Source organism: Niabella agricola (assembly GCF_021538615.1).
Lineage (GTDB): Bacteria > Bacteroidota > Bacteroidia > Chitinophagales > Chitinophagaceae > Niabella > Niabella agricola.
The window spans coordinates 595,284-617,176 of sequence record NZ_JAJHIZ010000002.1; the positions used below are offsets into that span (position 1 = coordinate 595,284).

A 21,893-nucleotide genomic window follows, 5' to 3' on the forward strand; every position below is an offset into this window, starting at 1 on the left:
AGTATAATGATGAAGTTTAACTTGTTCCGGTTGCTGCCGGTGATATTCGCAGCCTTGCTGATGTTTTCGCCGGATGCATCCGCCCAAAAGAAAAAAAATGGACCGGCGGCGATGGGCACCGGCGTTCCGGTCTTTACCCGTTTTTCCTATACCGGGAACGATGCCGTTTATGCCGGTAATCCGTTGAAGGAGGATGAATTTTATAGCCCGGTTCTCCAGGGCTGTTACCCCGATCCCAGTATTTGCCGCCGGGGTGATGATTATTTCCTGGTAAATTCATCCTTTTCCATGTTCCCGGGTGTGCCCATTTTTCATTCTACCGACCTGGTCAACTGGAAACAGATCGGCCATGTTCTGGACCGGCCCTCGCAGCTTAAAGTGGATAAGGCCGGTATTTCGGCAGGCATCTATGCACCCTGTATCAAATACAATCCCCACAACCAGACTTTTTATATGATCACCACGCAAATTGCGGGCGGCATCGGCAATATGGTGGTTAAAACAAAAGATCCTTTTAAAGGCTGGGGCGAAGTAAAAAAACTCAATTTCCCCGGGATTGATCCGTCGATGTTTTTTGATGATGACGGCAAGGCCTACGTGGTACATAATGATGAGTATGCCGACCGGTCTAAGATTTTGTACAACGGACATAGGATCATCAAACTATGGGCGTATGACCTGGAGAAAGATGAAGTAATCCCGGGCTCTGATGTGGTGCTGGTGGATGGGGGAGTCGATCTATCCCAAAAGCCCATCTGGATCGAAGGACCACATATGTATAAGAAAAACGGAAAATACTATTTGATGTGTGCCGAGGGCGGTACCGGCGACTGGCATAGCGAAGTGATTTTTATGAGTGATAGCCCCAGGGGACCATTTGTGCCTGCACCGAATAACCCCATTCTTACGCAACGGTATTTTTCTAAAGAAAGAAAAAATAAAGTAGACTGGGCGGGTCATGCCGACCTGGTGGAAGGTAAAGACGGTAAATATTACGCCGTTTTTTTGGGCATCCGTCCCAATGCCAAAGATCGCGTAAACACCGGCCGGGAAACCTTTATGCTGCCGGTAGACTGGAGCGGTACTTATCCCGTTTTTGAAAATGGACTGGTACCGCTTAAGCCCAAATTGAAAATGCCCGATGGTGTCCGGAACCAAACCGGCCGGAGCGGATTTTTTCCCAACGGTAACTTCACGTTCACAGATCTTTTTACAGCACCGGATCTGGACCACAGGTGGATCGCGATGAGAGGCCCGCGCGAGGATTTCATTACGATTGTTCCAAAGGGCGGGGTAAGCATCAGGCCGTTTGAGGCGAACATTAAAGCCGTAGCGCCGGTTTCTGCTTTATTCCACCGACAGCAGCATGCCAGTTTTGAAGCCACGGTAACGATGACCTACACACCGGGGTCTCCTAAAGATCTTGCGGGTATCGTCTGTTATCAAGGTGAAGCCTTTAACTATGTATTTGGAGTTACCAAAAAGGATAACGGGTATTACCTGGTATTGGCGAAAACGGAGCGGGAAAAACAGGCAGGTCCTCCGCGTCCGGGTGGTACTGTGCGGTCAACCGTCATCGCCAGCACAAAAATTGATATAAAGAAGCCGCTTCAGTTAAAAGTGGCCGCTTCTCAGCAGGATGAATATACGTTTAGCTATGCAACAGGCGGTATCAACTTTCAAAATGTCGGAGAGCCGGTATCGGGCGATATTCTTTCAACCAACGTCGCGGGCGGCTTTACGGGTGCTTTGATTGGTTTGTATGCTACTTCGGGCAACGACCTGCAGCCCTGATCCACTCATTTAATGGTAAAAAGAACGCATATGGAATGCGTTTCGCGGCCGGTAAAAACAGGGCGTTCTATCCGGAAGAAACGCAGCCACGCTACAAACTAAAAAATCCACGGATGAAAAATTTTTTTAGCGCGCTCCTTTTTTTAATAGCTTCTTTTGGGGGGCTTTATGCACAGGTAAAAGAACAGGCAGCCAACCCCGTCATTTTTGCCGATGTCCCGGACATTTCTATCCTGCGTGTAGGTAAAAACTACTATATGAGCAGTACGACCATGCACATGAGTCCGGGCCTGCCTGTTATGAAATCTACAGATCTCGTAAATTGGAAAATAATTGGTTATGCATACGATACCTTAAACCGTGTGGGCGTGGATGCAATGAATCTTGATAACGGCAAAAGTACATACGGCCGCGGATCATGGGCCAGCAGCATTCGCTATCATAGCGGTACTTATTACCTATCTACTTTTGCACAAACCACGGGAAAAACCTATATCTATTCAACCAGGGATATAGAAAAGGGGCCGTGGAAGGCGGTGGCTTTTAAGCCCATGATGCATGATCATTCATTGTTTTTTGACGACGATGGTAAAATTTACATGTTATATGGCGGGGGTAAATTAAGATTGGTGGAACTGAAAGATGACCTTAGCGGTATTAAGGAAGGAACCGATCGCGTGGTCATTGAAAATGCTACATTGCCTGCGATCCCGGAAGGAACCCGCGGTGGCCTGCCGGCAGAAGGTTCGCAGTTATTTAAAGTGAACGGCAGATATTACCTGTTTAATATTGCCTGGCCTCCGGGCGGACAGCGCTCTGTAATTATTCATCGTGCTGATAAAATTACCGGCCCCTGGGAGGGAAGGGTTGGCCTTCAGGATAAAGGCGTGGCGCAGGGCGGATTGATTGATACGCCCGAAGGGCGATGGTTTGCCTACCTGTTCCGGGATTATGGAGCAGTGGGGCGGATACCTTATTTGGTGCCGGTAAAATGGGTGGATGGCTGGCCGGTAATTGGAGACGAAAACGGTAAAGTGCCGGATACATTGGATCTTCCGGCAAGTAAAGGATTCATGCCGGGCATTGTTGCTTCTGATGAGTTCACCCGTAAAAAAGAGGAACCGGCTTTGCCCCTGGTTTGGCAATGGAATCATAACCCGGAAAACAGCCTGTGGTCGGTGAATGCAAGAAGCGGATACCTGCGTTTAACCGCCGGGCGGGTAGAAAATGATTTCCTCCAGGCTAAAAATACACTAACACAGCGCACGATCGGGCCGGTATCTTCAGGCATTACTGCGCTGGATGTTGCCGGAATGAAAGATGGTGATTTTGCCGGTATTTGTCTCTTGCAAAAGAACTATGGTTTACTGGGTGTCAGGATCAGCGGTCATTCAAAAGCTGTTGTAATGATAAATGCAACAACCGGTAAACCGGAAGAAGCGGCGCGCATACCCTTAAATCATCAAAAAGTATACCTGAAAGCGACCTGCGATTTTACCAATAAGAAAGATTTAGCCAACTTTTTTTATAGCCTTGACGGACAAAAATGGAATCCAGTAGGCACACCATTAAAAATGGCCTATACCATTCCTCATTTTATGGGATACCGGTTTGGTTTGTTTAATTACGCTACTAAGCATATTGGCGGACACGCCGATTTTGACTATTTCCGGATCGATACACGATAGGGTGGCTTTCCGGCAGTGAAGCTGCGAACTAAAAATACATACGAATGAAACTTTTTAAGAAGAACGGGTTCCTGCTATCGCTGATGCTTTGCGGGATAGCCGCAAGCACACAGAACCCTATCGTGCAAACCATGTATACCGCTGATCCCGCCCCGATGGTTTACAACGACAGGCTTTATGTGTATACAACGCACGATGAAGATGAGTCTACCTGGTTTACAATGAATAACTGGAAAGTATATTCAACCAACGATATGGTGAATTGGACCGATCACGGCATTATATTGTCGTACTCGGATTTCGAATGGGGAAAAGGCGATGCATGGGCCGCACAATGCGTTGAAAAAAACGGCAGGTTTTACCTGTACACGCCCATGATCTCGAAAGTTAATAATCGCGGAGCCATCGGGGTGGCTGTCGCCGATAGTCCTTTCGGTCCCTTTTATGATCCTTTGGGTAAGCCGTTGGTGCAAAGCGACTGGGGGGATATCGACCCGACTGTTTTTATCGACAATGATGGGCAGGCGCATATGTATTGGGGCAATCCCCAATTGAAGTATGTAAAACTCAATGAAGACATGATCTCTTACTCGGGAGCTATTATAGAAGTGCCGATGACGGAAGCCGCTTTCGGAAAACGGGAGGGGGATCCCAAAAGACCCGCAAAGTATGAAGAAGGACCGTGGCTGTATAAACGGAACAGCCTTTATTATCTTTTTTGGCCGGGAGGGCCGTTGCCGGAATTTATAGGCTATTCTACAAGCAAAAGCGCCCGGGGGCCCTGGACCTATGGCGGCATTATCATGCCTGCGGAGGGCAAATCATTCACCAATCATCCGGGAGTGATCGATTTCAGAGGCAAGACCTATTTTTTCTATCATAACGGAGCCTTGCCCGGGGGGAGTGGTTTTAACCGGTCTGTTTGCGTAGAAGAATTGAAATTTAATAAGGACGGATCGATAACGCCCTTTAAAATGACGGGCGGAATTCAAAAGGGTATTGCTACGCTCAATCCTTACCAGCTGGTTCAGGCCGAAACCATATCCTGGTCCGAGGGAATGAAGGCGCTGCAAAATGAAAAAGTAGGAGTTTTTGTTATGGCAACGAACAACGGCGCCTACAGCAGCGTTCAAAATGTAGATTTCGGCAGCCGGGGCGCATCAGCGTTTTCTGCCCGGGTGGGCACCACGCATAACAGCGGCGTTACAATGGAAATAAGGCTCGATAGCCTGCAAGGGCCGTTGGCGGGGATACTAAAAGTTCCAATGACCGGCGGCAGCGACCGCTGGGCCTTGCCGGAGATAAAACTCGATAAAAAAATAACTGGCGTTCACAATATCTACTTCGTTTGTAAAGGAAAAGCGGCATCCGGTATCCTTTATTTCGACTACTGGCGGTTTATTTGAGTTTGGATTTTCCGGCAAGGGACCGCATCCTGCTGGTTGTTTTTCTTCGTTCGGGCGCAATTCATCTGGGGCCGGCTATGCATTAAGGGTTTGCAGTTCATCTCTGAACGGTTAGCAGATGTCGAAATAATTGTAATGTGCAATAAAACAGGGATTTATGATTTGTTGATCAATGATTTCAACATTTGTTACAATGATTTCAACATTTGTTAAACAGGATTTTTGACGGGCGCTCTATTTTTGGAATGGAACAAGTGACAAACAACAGGACTCCCGCGGGAGCATTTTTTTAAGTTAAAATTGTAATCGATTACATAATACGAGGCTTGCAGTGACAAAAACCCGTTTGAGGCCATTGGACAAAATGCTTGCAGTTAAAAGGCGTCAGGGATGGAAGGGTGGTTGTAACCGATTGACATCCGGTTTATTTTAAACGTTCCGGCCCAGGTTTTTTTACACACGCTTTCTGAACAGGTAATGATGATAACGAAAATGCAGCGCAGGATATTTTTCCCATAAAGCAGAATGAGCTATGCGAATTTCCCCAAACCTTCGGGGCGGGCACTACTTTGAAAAAGAATAACCGGATAAAGCCGGCACGGGAAAGTGTTCATTTTATCCGAAAGGAAATGAAAATTTTTTGTCAAAGCTGGCATTCGATCAAATCAATAAATAGTTACGAATGAAAAAAGTACTTCGAAAACAACGAACGATTTGCGGTTTCTACGCTACGCCGGCAACCCGGCTGAAACGCTTGCTGTACCTGCTGGCCTTACTCGTTGCCCCATGGATTGCTTCAGCGCAAACCATCCGGGTGAGCGGAAGGGTTACCAATGCGGAAGGCGGGCCGGTATCCGGCGCTTCCATCCTGGTAAAGGGAACCTCCGTTGGCACAAATGCAGACAAAAATGGAGCGTTTAGAATTGAAGCACCGGCAACAGGCGTGTTGGTGGTCAGCGCTGTTTCCTATGCGCAGCAGGAAGTGCCCGTTTTAAACCAGTCCCAGGTTACGGTCGTACTGGAAGCGCTGCAAAAGCAAATGGATGAGATCATCGTGGTGGGATATGGCACACAGCGGAAGGAAGCGGTTACAGGATCCGTGGCATCCATCGGCGGTGATAAAATGAGGGAGGTGCCGGCACCCAATATCTCCCAGGCATTGCAGGGGCGCCTGGCGGGCGTGCAAATGAACCAGACTTCTACTAAGCCGGGAGCTGCCATGCAGATCCGGATCCGCGGAACGCGCTCGCTAACGGCGGATAACAACCCGCTCATTGTGTTAGACGGAATCCCTTTTCCGGGGTCTGTCGCAGACCTGAATCCAAATGATATAAAAAGCATTGATGTGCTTAAAGACGCATCCGCAACGGCCATCTATGGTTCAAGGGGCGCAAACGGTGTGATACTGATTACCACCAATAAGGGTCAAACCGGAAGAAAGGCCACCCTTTCTTATAATCCGTATTTTGGAGCGCAAACGGTATTTGCCAGGTACCCCATGATGAATGGAAGCGAGTTTGCAGCGCTGCGAAAAGCGGCCGGGCTTTTTACCAACGGGGTCGATGAGGCAGATGATGTAAATGTAGACTGGCAGAAGCTTCTGTACAGAACGGGCACGGTAAACAGCCATGATATAACCCTTACCGGCGGTGCTGAATCGGGCAGCTACAATGTAGGGCTTGGGTACTACCGGAACCAGGGTGTGATCCCAACGCAACGTTACACGCGATATTCGATACGGTCAGCTGTGGATCAGCAGGTTGGCAAATATTTTCGCTTCGGGTTTACAACCAATAATAATTACAGTATAAACGAGAGCGACCAGCTGGGGTTATTTGGCGCGCTTGCCAATTCGCCGCTTGCCAATCCGTACAAAGAAGATGGAAGCCTGAAACGCACGGTAAAAACCTCCCTGGGGGAAAGCTATGTACTAACAAGATCTATTGTGGAGCGCCTGCAGCGGGAGGGGCTTTGGCTGAATGAGACCAGAGGGTTTGCAACCTATAACGCATTGTACGGGGAAGTAAAAATTCCCTGGATCCGGGGGCTGAAATATCGGATGAATCTTGGGCTTGATTTTATACAGAGTAACAACGGCAATTTCACAGGTGAGGGTATCAATGCCATAAATCCTGCTACGGTGTCCACTGCCGGTATCAGCAATGCGCATACCTATCACTGGACGTTGGAAAATTTGCTTACATACGACAAAACAATTGCACAAAAACACAATATTAACCTTACGGCGCTTTATTCTACAGAACAGCAGAAATACAATCGATCCTCTATGTCGGCAAAAGATATCCAGGCGGAAGATTTCCAGTTTTATAACCTGGGCCGTGCTGATGGGGAAATTACGGTAGACCCCAATAACCAGGGCTATTATATGTGGGGGCTTATGTCATGGATGGGCCGTGTGATGTATGCTTATGACAACCGGTATATGATAGCGGCCACATTGCGTTCTGATGCTTCTTCGCGGCTTGCCAGGGGGCATCAGCGGCATACCTATCCTGCGATATCGGCGGGCTGGAATCTGTCAAGCGAACGCTTCATGCAAAATATAAGCTGGCTGAATGCATTGAAACTGCGTGCCGGTTATGGCCAAACCTCGAACCAGGCCATTAACCCATATGCTACCCTGGGGCAATTAAGTACCCGGCCCTATAATTTTGGCGACGACACCTATGCCACCGGTTATTATGTTACGCAATTGCCGAATTCCAACCTGGGATGGGAATACTCGGAAACGTATAACTATGGCCTGGATTTCAGGTTGTTTAACAACCGGCTCTCGGGTACGATTGAGTACTATGTTACCAATACAAAGGATCTTTTATTAAGCCTCGATCTGCCGCCTACTTCGGGGGTTAGCAATTATACCGCGAATATAGGACGTACGCAAAACAAAGGACTGGAGTTTAGCCTGAATGGTACCATTATTGACAACCGGAACGGATGGACATGGGATGCCGGCTTCAACCTGTATGCCAACCGGAACAAGCTGGTGGCACTGGCCTCCGGACAAACCCGCGATGTGGGGAATGCCTGGTTTGTTGGCCATAATATTAATGCCATTTACGACTATGAAAAAATTGGTTTATGGCAGGAGGGGGACCCCTACCTGAATATATTGGAGCCTGGTGGAAAAACAGGAATGATCAAAGTAAAATATACCGGCGGGTATAAAGAGGATGGCACGCCGGAACGGGCGATTGGTGCAGACGACCGGCAGATCATGGATGTGGATCCCAAGTTGGAAGGCGGCTTTAACACACGCGTGGGCTATAAGGGTTTTGACCTGAGCCTGGTGGGATTGTTTAAAAGCGGCGGGCTGCTGGTGAGCACGCTGTACGGATCCGGGGGGTATTTAAATACCCTCACCTCCCGGAATAATAATGTGAAGGTGGACTACTGGACGCCGGAAAATACCGACGCAAAATATCCCAACCCGGCAGGGCCGCTTAGCGGCGATAATCCCAAATACGGCAGTACGCTTGGATACTTTAACGCCTCGTTTTTAAAACTGCGCACCATCTCCCTGGGGTATGATTTTAATCACAGCCTGTTGAAAAACACCGGAACAAGATTGAGAACCTACTTCACCGTTCAGAATCCGTTTGTTTTATTCGCTCCGTACTACAGGGAATCGGGCATGGACCCGGAAACCAATTCCTATGGAAATGAAAATGCGGCGGTAGCCTCCTATCAATCGAGAATTCTTACGATTGGTACCAATACACCGGCTACAAGAAATTATATATTGGGTTTGAACCTGACATTTTAAAAATCAGAACACATGAAACAGATGCGGCTACAAAAAATATGGGGTATCCTCTTGGTTAGTGCTGTACTTGCCGGCTGCTCCAGGATACTGGACGAACAACCCCGCAGCACCTTTACTCCCGAATATTTCAAAACCGAAAAAGGCGTAAGGGGAGGCATTACGGCGCTTTATGCCAATTTGCGCTGGGTATACGGACAGGCTTATTATTACAATGCATGTCTCACCGGTACGGATGAAGCTACCTGGGCGCAGAGTGCAGACGGTAATTTTAAGGATATGGATATGTCGGGTGCAGGCAATATTACCCCCACCAGTTTTCCTACCAGTATCGTGTGGGACAATACATTTGCCAGCATCAATACGGCGAGCGGTATTATCGAAAACGCAAACTCCGTGGGCCTTTCCGCTGCATTGATAGCAGAGGCACAGTTTTTTCGAGCATTTGATTATTTCCTGTTGGTGCAAACCTACGGCGGCGTTCCGCTCGACCTGGGAAGCGGGGAACTGCGCTTTAATATCAATCCTGTACGCGTATCAACGCGTAACACGGTTCCGGAAGTATATACAAAGGCCATTTTCCCCGATCTGAAAGCAGCGGTGGATCAGCTGCCCGATGCGGGACGTGTAAAGGGGGGCGCTACCAAAACGCTGGCCCGTTTGTACCTGGCGAAGGCGTATCTGACTTATGGCTGGTGGTTGCAGAATCCCGGCAATATACCTACCTATCCGGAAGCAACAAGGACTGATCCCAACGGGCATGATGCGCAATGGTATTTTCAGCAGGCCTACGACATGGCGGCGTTTGCCATCGATAATCCAGGCCCTTTTGCCTTGCAGCCAACTTATTATGATGTACATCTTGGCTCGAACGACCGGAATAGTGAAATGCTTTTATACGCCGATCATACGGAAACCAGTGAGCTTTATAATGGCAGCAGTCTTACGTATGGCAGCGGCGGTGCGCCAGACAACTTCGCAGTCTGGATGATGACCTGGAACTATACCAATATCCGGAGCAGCTCCAGCGCCTCTTCATGGGCTGCCGTCAGCTCGGTACAGCGTGCTGCCACGCAGGATCTGGGCCGGCCCTGGACACGCATGGCGCCCCCGATCGATGTATTTACAAAAACCTTTGCCGATAAAGTAAACGACTCCCGGTACGACGGTACCTTTGTTACCACCTACCGAGGAAACTGGGACAAGGCGGGCATCAGCGGGCCGCTGTATAATGCAAACTTTATGCAGGTGAACCCGGGCGAAGCAATTTTAACGTTTTTGAATAATGAGCCGGCAACAGCAATCGATTATTCCAATTCGGTTTATAAAAGCAATGTAGGAGCCGGTGTATTGCCTGGCCGGGCCGATTTCGTAATATCACCTGAAGGCATCAGCCGGTTGCGGCACCCCGGCCTTTGGAAATTGGGCACTTACAGAACAGACAATGGTGGTGGTTTGGGCCAGCCCAATGCAGCGTCAACCCGCCCCTTTAATATTGCTGAATTTTCAGAATTATACTTCGTTGCTGCTGAAGCCGCAGTTAAGGGTGCTGCTGTAAAGCCCGGCAAGTCTGCCAGGGAATTAATCAACGTGATACGCGCAAGGGCCGGTAAATGGCGGTTTGACAACAATGGCAATAAGGAAAAGATTGCGGATAACAGCGCCGCAATGACAGCTGCAACACCCGCAACCATCGACATCGATTATATCCTGGCAGAACGCTCCCGTGAATATTTCGGTGAGGGATACCGGTGGTATGACCTGGTACGTACACAAAAATGGACAGCCCTGTCCGCTACCTACCGGATCGGGGGGGTAAATGCAACAGATCATACGCCTGCAACGGTTACGCGTAATATTCAGCCCTTCCATTATCTCCGGCCGATTCCGCAGGGTCAAATAGACCGGATGCAACTGTCAGATGCCGAAAAGAAAGCCTATCAAAATCCCGGGTATCAGTAATATACCGGGCCTGGTTCGGATAAGTACCGGTGTTCGCTGAGGGAGCTTGCCCGGGTATTTGCCTGCCGCCCGGCAACACCGTGAAGAAGAGGGAAAGGTGAAAAATAAATGGATATACAAACAAAAAATTTAAATAAGTAAGTTATGAGCGTTTTATTCGGTAGTAAAGAATATTTCAAGGGTATTCCGCAGATAAAATATGAGGGAACCGGATCTGATAACCCGCTGGCATTTCGCTGGTATGATGAAGACCGGGTGGTGGCCGGAAAAACGTTAAAAGAGCATTTCCGTTTTGCCTGTGCCTATTGGCATTCATTCTGCAACGACGGTAATGATCCCTTCGGACCCGGAACACACCTGTTTAGCTGGAATGCAAAGGCAGATCCGGTGGATCGTGCAAAGGAAAAGATGGACGCGGCCTTTGAATTCATCACTAAGATGCGGCTGCCGTTTTATTGTTTCCACGATGTGGACCTGGTAGATTATGGCAGCGATATCAGGGAGAACGACCGCCGCTTGCAGGCGTTGGTGGACTATGCCAGGCAGCAGCAGGCCGCAAGCGGAGTAAAGTTGCTATGGGGAACTGCCAATGTGTTTTCCAATCCCCGCTATATGAACGGGGCCGCCACCAACCCGGATTTTCTTGTATTGTCGCATGCGGCAGCACAGGTAAAAACAGCCATTGATGCCACTATTGAGCTGGGCGGTGATGGATATGTATTCTGGGGGGGAAGGGAAGGTTATATGACCCTGCTGAATACGGATATGAAACGGGAGAAAGCACATTTGGCGCGCTTCCTGCATATGGCAAAAGACTATGCAAGACGCAATGGTTTTAAGGGTACTTTTCTCATCGAACCCAAGCCCATGGAGCCAACCAAACACCAGTACGATTACGACAGCGAAACCGTGATCGGCTTTTTGCGCCAATGGGACCTGCTGGATGATTTCAAAATAAATATAGAAGTCAACCACGCTACCCTGGCGGGCCATACCTTCCAGCATGAGCTACAGGTTTCGGCCGATGCGGGGGTGCTGGGCTCGCTGGATGCGAACCGGGGTGATTACCAGAACGGGTGGGATACAGACCAGTTTCCCAACAATCTTAATGAACTTACAGAAGCCATGCTGATCTTTCTGGAAGCCGGCGGGCTGCAGGGAGGCGGCATCAATTTCGATGCAAAGATCCGCAGGACCTCTACCGACCCCCAGGACCTGTTCTATGCGCATATTGGCGGTATGGATGCTTTTGCCAGGGCATTGATCACTGCGGATGCCATATTGAGCAGTTCCGGTTATAAGCAACTGCGTAAAGACCGGTATGCATCCTTTGATACAGGAAAAGGCAGCGCGTTTGAGAAAGCTGCTTTAACGCTCGAGGAGTTACATGCCTACGCTATTGAATCCGGCGAGCCGCCGAGGGTTAGTGGTAGACAGGAATACCTGGAGAATATGATCAACAGGTATCTTTAGATTGCAGTTGCTGGTTTCTTGTCGATCAGGTACCGTCCTGCGTAATACGGATCATTAAAACGACTGCTATCGCATGCGTTACCCAATTATTTTAAGTCATTTCAATGTTATGGAGTATTGATATGGACGCATTGTCCATAAAAAGATCAGCGGTGCACAGCTGTGCAACAACAGCGCGGAGAGCTGGATTCCGGGAGCATCGGTATAAAAGGGGTATGATGCAGCTGTATTTTATCTTTATTTTTAACAAGCACGCCTTCTATGTCTAAAAAGAAAGAGATTACTATTTATGACCTTGCAGACAGCCTGAACATCTCGGTTGCAACGGTTAGCAGGGCATTAAAAGATGATCCTGTTGTAAGTAAAAAAACCAGGAAGAAGATTTTCGAACTTGCTGAAAAAATGGGGTACAGGGCCAATCATTTTGCCCGGAACCTTCGTGTGCGCGAAACCAATACGATTGGTTTTATGATTCACGAGCTGAAGAGTAACTTCAGCAATGCCGTATTGTCTGGTGTAGAAAAGATCGCCACTGAAGCCGGTTATGATCTGATCATTGCTCACTCGGCCGAACGGTATGAAAAAGAGGTAGCGAATGCCCGGAATCTTTTCAATAAACGGGTAGACGGTATTATTGCATCATTGGCATTCGATACCCGGAATTATGACCATTTTAAATGGTTTTCGGATAAGGGCGTACCGGTTGTTTTTTTCGACCGGGTGGAGCGGGTGCGGGGCAATACGGTTGTTGTGATTGATAATTACCGGTGCGGTTACGAAGCTACCCGGCATTTAATTGAGCAGGGTTGCCGGCGTATCGCGCATGTAACTTCCAACCTGGCCCGGAATGTTTATACCGATCGTTTCAAAGGATACAGGGCTGCATTGGATGAGGCTGGACTGGCTTTTGAAGACCACCTGGTGATGGTTGATAATTTAAGCGAAAATGCTGGGATCAGCTCCGCGGAAAAGATTTTGGGAATGCAGCCGATGCCAGACGGTGCGTTTATAACCAACGACTTTGTTGCGGCGGCCTTTATCAAAACATTAAAGGAAAACCAGGTAGCCGTACCGGGGGATATAGCCGTAGTTGGATTTAATAATGACGCCATTGCGCATCTGATAGAACCTTCGCTCACTACCGTAAACTACCCGGGTATCGAAATGGGAGAGGTGGCCGCCCGGGCGCTCATCAATCATTTAAAGGGGGCAAGCGATATAAGACAGATCGATACGGTGATCATCAACTCGGGTCTGATCGTTCGGCGATCATCCTTAAAGAAAAAGCCCCTTATCGGGTTGGGTAAAAAATAAATCTCCCGGTTGGCGGGTATCTATCATAATGAATCATGTATGAGATCTGAAAACAGAATTGCGGTAATAACGGGTGGAGGTTCAGGCCTGGGCTATGCCATAGCCTCCGCATTCCTTCAAAACGGCATTGAAACCATTATTGCCGGGCGCGATGCCGGTAAACTGCATACGGCCAGAAAAGCCCTCGGAGCCTTATGCCACGCACGAACACTTGATGTAACGGACCTGCAAGCCATTCCCGCATTTGTTGATGAGGTGGTAAAAGCGTTTGGGCACATAGACATCCTGGTAAATAACGCCGGGATCAATATGAAGAAGGATATGGAAGCCGTTACCGATGAAGAATTCCAAAACGTGATGTGCACCAATGTAAATGCCGTGTTTGCGTTGAGCCGTGAGGTGATCCGGTACATGTTGCCGGCCGGAACCGGGTGCATTATCAATATCAGTTCTATGGCCGCCCTGTATGGTATCCCCAGGGTAATTGCATATAGTGCCGCCAAAGCGGCTGTTGACGGAATGACAAGAGCAATGGCCGTGGAACTCGCGCCTGGGGGGATCCGGGTTAATTCCATAGCGCCCGGGTTTATATATTCAGCCATGACGGATAAAGCGTTGAACAGCGATCCGGATCGCAAGGCGCGCGTATTTGCCCGCACGCCAATGGGAAGGATGGGTGAGCCGGGTGATGTGGCCGGTGCAGCGCTTTACCTGGTAAGCGATGCTGCAAAATATGTAACCGGAGTTGTATTACCCGTCGATGGCGGCAATAGTATAGGGTTTTGACGGCATCCGTGATAACAGTCTTACGTTCGGCCCCTGTTTGGGCAGGTGCAGGTCTGCAAAAACAACAAGCGGTTAACGGTAATAAAATAATTGATAGCTTTAAAAAAAACAGGATCTTCTATGAAAAGAAAATGGTCTCTTTTAATAATAGCTGCTTTGATCAGCGGCTGTGCAGGCAACCGGAAGATAGGTCGTGCCCCGGCAAGCCTGAAAGAAGCCTTTAAAAATGATTTTTTAATCGGTACAGCGCTTAGCGCAGGTCAGATCGGGGAAAGGGATGCCGGTGCCCGCGTATTGGTACCGCAACAGTTTAACGCCATTACGCCCGAGAACGTCATGAAATGCGAAGCCATACATCCGCAATGGAACCGGTATGATTATAAACTGGCGGATGAATACGTAAACTATGGAAGCCGCCGGCAAATGTTCATTGTAGGACATACGCTTATCTGGCATAGTCAATTGCCCGGTTTTGTGCACCGGATTAAAAGCCCTGATTCGCTCCGTTTATTTATGCAGCAACATATCCATACCATTGCGTCGAGATACGCCGGCCGGGTAAACAGTTGGGATGTAGTGAATGAAGCGCTGAACGAAGACGGCACGCTGCGCCGGTCGGTCTTCTTTGAAAAGCTGGGCCCTTCTTATATTGCGGAAGCATTCAAACTCGCTGCGGAAGCAGCGCCCGGAACGCTTTTGTATTATAACGATTATAATATCGAGCAGCCGGCAAAACGCAGGGGCGCAATTGAATTGATCAGGAAGATACAGGCCTCCGGCGCGAGAATTGACGGTGTGGGTATACAGGGGCATTGGCACCTGGGACAGGTACCTTTCAGGGACCTGGAGCAAAGTATCGCCGATTTTTCCGCATTGGGCATTAAAGTAGCGATTACAGAACTGGACATTAATGTACTTCCAAGACCCAAAAATATGAGCGGCGCGGAGGTAAGTCAGAAATTTGCGTCGGACCCGGAAATGAATCCCTATCCCAATGGGTTACCGGCAGCCCTGGAGGAGCAGCTGGCAAAGGATTATGAACAGCTGTTTAAAATATTGGTAAAGTACAAGCAGCAGATCAGTCGTGTTACTTTTTGGGGAGTGCATGATGGGCAGAGCTGGCTCAATAACTGGCCCATACCCGGAAGAACCAATTACCCGCTTTTGTTTGACAGGCAGGGCAGGCCCAAGCCGGCCTATTACAGGGTATTGGCCGTTGGAGAAAAATAACCGGTCCGGTTCAAAACTTTTTAAATAAATAGCATGACTACAAAACGAATTGCCGGAAACGGGCATCTTTCTGTAATGGAAAAGGCAGGCTATAGCCTGGGTGATCTGGCTGCCAACCTGGTGTTTCAGACATTGATGACCTACCTGGCCTATTTTTATACAGATATCTATGGGTTATCGCCCGGGCACGCCTCACTGGTGATGCTGATCGTGGGCCTGGTTGCCGCCTTTGGCTTTAACCCTGTCATTGGGGCATTGGCAGACAGAACGCATTCCAGGTGGGGGAAATTCCGTCCCTGGATCCTTTGGACCTCGGTTCCCCTGGGCCTTATAGCTATACTGGCTTTTAGTACGCCCGACTTTTCCTATAAAGGGAAACTAATCTATGCCGTTGTTACCTATACGCTATTACTGTTGTTCTATGCCGCAAACAACCTTCCCTATTCCGCATTAAGCGGCGTTATTACCGGCAGCATGCAGGAACGCAACAGCCTTTCATCTTACCGCTTTGTTGCGGTTATGTTTGCCCAGTTCTTTGTTCAGGTATTTATGTTGTCTATAATCGAAAGGGCCGGTGGCGGCAGTAAGGCGGCCGGCATAGAAAAAGTAATGACCTGGCTGGCCGTTATCGGAACGGTAATGCTGATCATCACCTTTCTGACCACAAAAGAACGTATTATTCCCAAGCCTGAACAAAAGTCTGGTTTGAAACAGGATCTGCAGGACTTATTAAAAAACAGACCCTGGATCATTATGCTGCTCCTTACAACCCTGGTATTTGTGACACTGGCGATGAAAGGCGGCGCCTACGTTTATTATTTTAAAAACTATGTAGACAAAGAACGGCTTACCATCTTTCTGCGTCCCATTCTTCAGTTTCTGTCGGAAATCGGGATGGATTTTTTTGGAGAAGATCCCGTGTCTGCGGGGTTTGGTTTATTTAATGCCGGTGGAATTATTTTTATGATTGTGGGCATTACACTATCCAAACGTTTTGCCGACAAGTATGGGAAGCGGGATGTGTTTGGCATTTGTCTTTTTATTTCAACCCTGTTTATCCTGGCATTTGTTTGCTATCCGCCCCGGTTTATAGGGCTGATGTTCATCTCCCAGATATTGCATGGTTTTTTTTACGGGCTTACCATTCCCCTGTTATGGGCAATGATTGCGGATGTTGCAGATTACAGTGAATGGAAGAATAACCGCCGGGCCACTGCTATTATTTTTTCTGCGATGATGGTGGGACTGAAAGTAGGCCTGAGCCTGGGAAGTGCGTTGCTTACATGGATACTGGACCTGTATCAATATGTTCCTAATGGCGGTGCGCAACCCGTTGCTGCGGTTAACGGGGTAAAAATGCTTGTAAGCGTTTTTCCTTCGATCCCGTTTTTAACAGGAGTCGGTTTGCTATGCTTTTACAGGATTGATAAAAAAACAGAGGCGCAAATTGAAAATGACCTCCGACAAAAAAGAAATTCATAAAATTAAACCTGAATCATATGCCGGAAAAACGTGTTGACCATATCAATTTTGAGGAACTGGAAAAGAAAGCCATTTCCCGGCCGTTGCTAAAACACATATATACCGCTGATCCGTCGGCGCATGTTTTTAACGGCAAGATTTATATTTATCCTTCGCATGATATAGATGCAGGCGATGCCTTTGATGACCTGGGAAGCCACTTTGCTATGGAGGATTACCATGTGATCTCAATGGACAGCCCTGCCTCGGAGGCTATTGACAACGGGATGGCCTTGCATATAAAGGATATACCCTGGGCCGAAAAACAGTTATGGGCGCCCGATGCCACCGAAAAAGACGGGAAATATTACCTGTTTTTTCCGGCAAAAGGCTACGATGGCATTTTTAAAATCGGTGTAGCCACAAGCGCTTCACCTACCGGACCTTTTAAGCCACAGCCGCAGGCCATTAAAGACAGCTTTTCGATAGATCCCGCTGTCTTTAAAGACGATGACGGTTGTTGCTACATGTATTTCGGCGGCATATGGGGCGGTCAGCTGCAACGCTGGCGGAGCGGTAGCTTCAACGCGGAGGATTCTGAAAATCCCTTCGCGCATTTGCCAAAAGATGATGAGCCGGCCCTATGTGCAAAAGTGGCAAGGCTTACCGGTGATCTGCTGGAATTTGAGGAATCGCCGCGGGATGTGATCATTACCGATGTGGATGGCACTTCTTTATTGCAAGGTGATCGCGAAAGAAGATTTTTTGAAGCCAGCTGGATGCATAAATACAACGGGAAGTATTATTTCTCCTGGTCAACGGGCGATACCCATTTTATTTGTTATGCCATAGGCAACCATCCTTACGGGCCATTTACCTATGCCGGAAGAATCCTGAACCCGGTAGTCGGGTGGACCTCGCACCATTCCATTTGCGAATTTAAAGGAGCGTGGTATTTGTTTTACCATGATAGCAGTTTAAGTAAGGGTATAACCCATCTACGCAGTATCAAGGTGGCAAAAATGGAATACGATGAACACGGGTTTATAAAGACGATAGATCCTTATAAGGACTTAACGGTGCCCGGGTAGCCGTATAAAGCGTCTTTGGTCAATGGATATTGCTCTTTTTTTTTGTGTGGTTGGTTCGCTGTTTTTTGAATTGCCGGGAAAAGAAAAGCCGTAAATTCGATAAATGATTTTGATAAAATGATATCGAGCGGTTATAACTTAAGTTCTGTTTTAACCGGCGTAAAAAAAAGAATATTCACAATCTCAAAAAGATGAAATCCATATACCTGACACTTTTTTTGTCTTTTGTTTTAGGAAATAGTGCTCAAGCGCAATGTAACTGTACAACAGACGTAAAGAACAATAACGGAACGGTCGCCACCCGGATTTTAATCCTCAGTAATGGTCATGGTAAGTCCCTGAGTTTTCGCTGTGTGAGTGTCAGACGGGAATATTACAATAACGAGCAAGGGCAGGAAGTAGAAAAATCGGTTATAGATTGTATTTCCAAAAAATCAATAAATCTAAGGCTTGCTCCTGATTTCCGGTATTATAGTTCCGGAATCCAGGATGAAAAAATCGCGATCAGCGAATTGCAAAAGCGCTTTTTTGCCAAAGCAAAAGCCGATCCGTATAAATTTTATCAGTTGGACTTTAACGAATCAAAGCAAATTATAATGATCAGTGAATATTACCTGCCGGTAAAAGAAAAGAAATAAGCCTGGTTGCTCCGCTATCGGTTAGCGTTTCCCCTTCCAGAATTGCCACCATTGCTTTTTCCTGTACCGCACTATCTGAATTTCGCCAACTACTACTGCCTTTTTTTTGATGACCAGGTCTTTCACCGGAAGCGCTCCTCTTGAGACGGTTATTTCGGTGTCGCTTTCCCAGCCATTTGCTTTTACGACCAGCATGATTTCCTGTTCCGGGTAGTTGTCCGGAAGCACAATTTCAAAGTTTCCCAAGCTGTCGGTTTCCGTCTTCGTGCGGGTTCCTTTAACATAGACAGTAGCCGAAGGCACCGGCTTTTCCGTATACGCTTCAATTACGACCCCCGCTATGATATTTGTTGAACTGTCGGTTTGAGCAACGGCTGACCGGCGGCGATTACTAATTGTTGAATTGTTGCAGGCTGACATTCCGGTATCAATGTCATAGGAGATAACCTGCCCCGGGCAGATGGTCTTTTCCGTGCCAGCAGATGCGTGCCCGGCTGCCGCCAATAACAGGAATAATCCACCAATTCTATAAAAAATCGGGTTGGTAGTTGTCTTCTTGTTTTCAATGATACGGTTGAGCTGACGGTGTGTCAATCTGCCGCAAACCGGTTCATTTTTTTGATTTAAATAGGAGATGATCGCTTCTTCGTTCCAATCGGCGAAGTCTACCACCGTTTTGATACAAACGGCGCAGTGCCTTCCCTTTTCTTCCTTAGGCATCGATGCCCAGGTATTGTTGAAACAAGGGTTGTCAATAGCTAATTGGTATTTGTTGCTCCCCATTGCTTTTTGATGCAAAAATAAAAAAATCATAAATCTGGAAAAGCGGTTTGTTATATTTCGCTCCGCAAACTGCACCGCCAAGCAAAATGAAAAAGCCCATTTGTGCAAACCTTTTAGACGGATGCCCCGGGGCGGGACCTGGATAAGAGTTGGCGCATTGTAGAAAAGGTTCCCCGACTTTTAAAATGCCTGTCCGCGAGTAAGCGAAGGAGGTCGTATCAGGCCGGGATAATGAACCGGAATTCGGTACCCTTTCCCGGCTCGCTGTGTACATCAATGGTGCTATGATGTAGTTCCAGTATCTTTTTTACAATCGCCAGCCCGATCCCCATGCCTTTTTTGGGAGCGGTTTCTTTATAAAGCTGCTTGTAGCGCTCAAATATGTACACCTGATCTTCGGGTGCAATCCCGATACCGGTATCGATGACCTGCACTTTTACGCCCGCTGCTGCTTCTGATAAAATGATCCGGATGCTGCCGTTATCCGGAGTGAATTTAAACGCATTGTCCAGCAGGTTTTGAAATACCCGCTCGGTAAGTGCGATGTCTGCAAAGACCTGCGGCAGATGGTGGGCGGCATCCAGGCTCAGAAGGATACCGCGCTCTGCTGCTTTTAACTGATAAGCCATTAAAATATCCGAGGCTAGTTCATTGATTAAAAAAGGTTCCTTTTCCGGTATAACAAGGTTGGCTTCCAGTTTTGCGTACTGAAAAAGCTGCTCCACAAGCCCGGATAGTTTTTGGGCGCTCGCATGCATTACAGACAGATAGCGTTCCCGGCCAGCATCAGTAAGTTCGTCTTTTTTGATCATCAGGGTTTCGATATAACCCTGCATAATGGAAAGGGGAGTGCGCAGGTCGTGCGATACATTGGCGATCAACTCCTGCCTGAATTTATCGGTAGCGGTTATTTTATCGATATTGCTTACAATGACATCGGCCATTTCATTGAAGGTGCCGGCTAGCATTCCCAGCTCCCCTTTGACGTTGCCTTCGATACGGGCGGAGTAATCGCCTTCTTTAAAGCGTTGCACAACAGCGGCCGTTTTGCGGATGCTGGCAGTTATGAGGAAGAATGTAGCGAGCCCAACAATTAACGCTACTACCAGGGCGGAAAAAAAAATAGCAGCACCCAGGCGGAAATACAGATGATTGTTTAGAGAGGCAAGTACTTCCCCTTGTTTTTCACTGGCCAGCACTGCATATACATACCCCGATAGCCGCCCGTTTTCTGCAATCGGTGCCACCGAAAAGATGGCAGGTTCACCGGGCTGTTTGGGGTTGTCGCCCATCGGCCGGGCTTCATTCTTTGCAGCGAGCCATTTTTTTACAATGGCCATATTTACCTGGCGGATTTGTACGGTTGTGTCGGGCACTACAAAGTCGGTAATATGGCCTGCCGTATCCAGCAGGTATATTTCCACACTGGGATTGGCCACCATGGTGGAGTGGATGATGTCATGCGTAACAGCAGTATCCGGCCTTCCGTTTTTGATGGGTTGCGTAAAGGTAGCCAGGTGACGGGCCAGGTCTCCATACAACTGCTGGTGGGCTGCTGTATAGTAAGACCGCGAGAACCGGGAAGCGATGAATATAAATACCAGGCCGAGCACCACGAGTACCGTGGTAAATACGGCAGCGATCTTCCAGAACAACAAATTACCTTTGATGTATTTTCTTTTTGCCATCACAACTCTTCATTAAAGCGGTAGCCAATCCCCCAGGTTGTTAAAATATATTTTGGTGCAGACAGGTTGGCCTCTATTTTCCCACGCAAACGGTTGATATGACTATTTACCGTATGCTCATAACCTTCAAAGTCATATCCCCATACCAGGTTTAGCAGCCGCTTGCGGCTGTAGCTTTTTCCAGGGCTGGAAGCCAGCAATGCCAGTAGCTCAAACTCTTTAGGTGAGAGGTCCACACGGAGGTTGTTAAGCGTGACCTTCCGTTTATCCAGGTCTATTTCCAGCTCGTCATACCGCATCACGGCGGATATATAGCTGCCCTGCTCAGCTGTGGTACCTTCTTCGTTTCTTCTGAAGATAACCTTCACGCGGGCGATAAACTCTCTTATGCTGAACGGCTTGGTAAGATAATCATCTGCGCCGGTCTCCAGTCCCATTACCTTATCAATTTCTTCTGAACGGGCGGTGAGCATCAGGATGGGCGTGTGCCGGTCAGTTTGCCGGATTTTCCTGCATACTTCCATGCCGTTGAGACCGGGTAGCATCAGATCCAGGATAACCAGATCAAAACGAGCCTGCATTGCTGCCTGCAACCCATCATTACCGTTACCAATGGCGGTGATGGCGCACCCCAGGTCTGTTAAATGGATATGGAGTAACTCAACGAGCTCCGGATCGTCTTCAATAATGAGTACTTTTTGCATATTATGTGTTGCGGATACAAATTTCTGAAAAAAACGGTTCGAAAAACGCCTGTGATACTTTTGTTATAACTCTGTTACGGCTTTGAGAACT

15 protein-coding genes are annotated in these 21,893 nt (G+C 48.0%); 12 read left to right on the top strand and 3 right to left on the bottom strand.

Annotated features, from left to right (window positions below; genetic code table 11):
* Positions 1 to 6: 6 nt before the first annotated feature.
* The 12 genes from LL912_RS02890 (at position 7) to LL912_RS02945 (ending at position 18,627) form a co-directional block, all read left to right on the top strand.
* Positions 7 to 1,794: a glycoside hydrolase family 43 protein gene (locus tag LL912_RS02890; RefSeq protein ID WP_235552057.1), complete on the top strand. Its 1,788-nt coding sequence runs from the start codon at positions 7 to 9 to the stop codon at positions 1,792 to 1,794.
* A gap of 113 nt (positions 1,795 to 1,907) precedes the next feature.
* Positions 1,908 to 3,482, top strand: coding sequence for a glycoside hydrolase family 43 protein (locus LL912_RS02895; RefSeq protein WP_235552058.1), 1,575 nt, complete (start codon positions 1,908 to 1,910; stop codon positions 3,480 to 3,482).
* 44 nt (positions 3,483 to 3,526) lie between these two features.
* Positions 3,527 to 4,888 (top strand): glycoside hydrolase family 43 protein, encoded by a 1,362-nt coding sequence (locus LL912_RS02900; RefSeq protein WP_235552059.1) that lies wholly within the window; start codon positions 3,527 to 3,529, stop codon positions 4,886 to 4,888.
* Between the two features lie 682 nt (positions 4,889 to 5,570).
* Positions 5,571 to 8,675: a SusC/RagA family TonB-linked outer membrane protein gene (locus tag LL912_RS02905; RefSeq protein WP_235552060.1), complete on the top strand. Its 3,105-nt coding sequence runs from the start codon at positions 5,571 to 5,573 to the stop codon at positions 8,673 to 8,675.
* 12 nt (positions 8,676 to 8,687) lie between these two features.
* The gene (locus LL912_RS02910) at positions 8,688 to 10,634 is read left to right on the top strand and encodes a RagB/SusD family nutrient uptake outer membrane protein (protein WP_235552061.1); all 1,947 of its coding nucleotides are present in this window, start codon (positions 8,688 to 8,690) and stop codon (positions 10,632 to 10,634) included.
* Between the two features lie 144 nt (positions 10,635 to 10,778).
* Positions 10,779 to 12,107 carry a xylose isomerase gene (gene xylA / locus LL912_RS02915; RefSeq protein WP_235552062.1) on the top strand — a complete coding sequence of 443 codons (1,329 nt, stop codon included), beginning with the start codon at positions 10,779 to 10,781 and terminating at the stop codon, positions 12,105 to 12,107.
* Positions 12,108 to 12,368: 261 nt separating this feature from the next.
* Positions 12,369 to 13,421 (top strand): LacI family DNA-binding transcriptional regulator, encoded by a 1,053-nt coding sequence (locus LL912_RS02920; protein WP_235552063.1) that lies wholly within the window; start codon positions 12,369 to 12,371, stop codon positions 13,419 to 13,421.
* Between the two features lie 39 nt (positions 13,422 to 13,460).
* Complete coding sequence (locus LL912_RS02925) at positions 13,461 to 14,207, top strand: SDR family NAD(P)-dependent oxidoreductase (protein ID WP_235552064.1); 747 nt, start codon at positions 13,461 to 13,463, stop codon at positions 14,205 to 14,207.
* A gap of 120 nt (positions 14,208 to 14,327) precedes the next feature.
* A complete protein-coding gene (locus LL912_RS02930) occupies positions 14,328 to 15,437 on the top strand; it encodes an endo-1,4-beta-xylanase (RefSeq protein ID WP_235552065.1) in 1,110 nt (369 codons plus the stop codon).
* A gap of 33 nt (positions 15,438 to 15,470) precedes the next feature.
* The gene (locus LL912_RS02935; RefSeq protein ID WP_235552066.1) at positions 15,471 to 16,919 is read left to right on the top strand and encodes an MFS transporter; all 1,449 of its coding nucleotides are present in this window, start codon (positions 15,471 to 15,473) and stop codon (positions 16,917 to 16,919) included.
* A gap of 17 nt (positions 16,920 to 16,936) precedes the next feature.
* The gene (locus tag LL912_RS02940; protein WP_235552067.1) at positions 16,937 to 17,989 is read left to right on the top strand and encodes a glycoside hydrolase family 43 protein; all 1,053 of its coding nucleotides are present in this window, start codon (positions 16,937 to 16,939) and stop codon (positions 17,987 to 17,989) included.
* Between the two features lie 191 nt (positions 17,990 to 18,180).
* Positions 18,181 to 18,627 (top strand): hypothetical protein, encoded by a 447-nt coding sequence (locus LL912_RS02945; protein WP_235552068.1) that lies wholly within the window; start codon positions 18,181 to 18,183, stop codon positions 18,625 to 18,627.
* 21 nt (positions 18,628 to 18,648) lie between these two features.
* On the opposite strand, the gene LL912_RS02950 is transcribed toward LL912_RS02945, so the two are convergent.
* From LL912_RS02950 to LL912_RS02960, 3 genes are all read right to left on the bottom strand, one after another.
* On the bottom strand, positions 18,649 to 19,440 hold the full coding sequence (locus LL912_RS02950; RefSeq protein ID WP_235552069.1) for a carboxypeptidase-like regulatory domain-containing protein: 792 nt from the start codon (positions 19,438 to 19,440) through the stop codon (positions 18,649 to 18,651).
* A 188-nt stretch (positions 19,441 to 19,628) separates the two neighbouring features.
* A complete protein-coding gene (locus LL912_RS02955; RefSeq protein WP_235552070.1) occupies positions 19,629 to 21,098 on the bottom strand; it encodes a HAMP domain-containing sensor histidine kinase in 1,470 nt (489 codons plus the stop codon).
* Positions 21,098 to 21,802, bottom strand: coding sequence for a response regulator transcription factor (locus LL912_RS02960; protein WP_235552071.1), 705 nt, complete (start codon positions 21,800 to 21,802; stop codon positions 21,098 to 21,100). Before LL912_RS02960 ends, LL912_RS02955 begins: the two co-directional genes overlap by 1 nt.
* Between the last annotated feature and the right edge of the window lie 91 nt (positions 21,803 to 21,893).

Bases quoted from the DNA above. Each gene is read 5' to 3' on its own strand.
- LL912_RS02890 (WP_235552057.1), top strand. From the start codon at position 7: ATGATGAAGTTTAACTTGTTCCGGTTGCTGCCGGTGATATTCGCAGCC.
- LL912_RS02895 (WP_235552058.1), top strand. From the start codon at position 1,908: ATGAAAAATTTTTTTAGCGCGCTCCTTTTTTTAATAGCTTCTTTTGGG.
- LL912_RS02900 (WP_235552059.1), top strand. From the start codon at position 3,527: ATGAAACTTTTTAAGAAGAACGGGTTCCTGCTATCGCTGATGCTTTGC.
- LL912_RS02905 (WP_235552060.1), top strand. From the start codon at position 5,571: ATGAAAAAAGTACTTCGAAAACAACGAACGATTTGCGGTTTCTACGCT.
- LL912_RS02910 (WP_235552061.1), top strand. From the start codon at position 8,688: ATGAAACAGATGCGGCTACAAAAAATATGGGGTATCCTCTTGGTTAGT.
- xylA (WP_235552062.1), top strand. From the start codon at position 10,779: ATGAGCGTTTTATTCGGTAGTAAAGAATATTTCAAGGGTATTCCGCAG.
- LL912_RS02920 (WP_235552063.1), top strand. From the start codon at position 12,369: ATGTCTAAAAAGAAAGAGATTACTATTTATGACCTTGCAGACAGCCTG.
- LL912_RS02925 (WP_235552064.1), top strand. From the start codon at position 13,461: ATGAGATCTGAAAACAGAATTGCGGTAATAACGGGTGGAGGTTCAGGC.
- LL912_RS02930 (WP_235552065.1), top strand. From the start codon at position 14,328: ATGAAAAGAAAATGGTCTCTTTTAATAATAGCTGCTTTGATCAGCGGC.
- LL912_RS02935 (WP_235552066.1), top strand. From the start codon at position 15,471: ATGACTACAAAACGAATTGCCGGAAACGGGCATCTTTCTGTAATGGAA.
- LL912_RS02940 (WP_235552067.1), top strand. From the start codon at position 16,937: ATGCCGGAAAAACGTGTTGACCATATCAATTTTGAGGAACTGGAAAAG.
- LL912_RS02945 (WP_235552068.1), top strand. From the start codon at position 18,181: ATGAAATCCATATACCTGACACTTTTTTTGTCTTTTGTTTTAGGAAAT.
- LL912_RS02950 (WP_235552069.1), bottom strand. From the start codon at position 19,440: ATGATTTTTTTATTTTTGCATCAAAAAGCAATGGGGAGCAACAAATAC.
- LL912_RS02955 (WP_235552070.1), bottom strand. From the start codon at position 21,098: ATGGCAAAAAGAAAATACATCAAAGGTAATTTGTTGTTCTGGAAGATC.
- LL912_RS02960 (WP_235552071.1), bottom strand. From the start codon at position 21,802: ATGCAAAAAGTACTCATTATTGAAGACGATCCGGAGCTCGTTGAGTTA.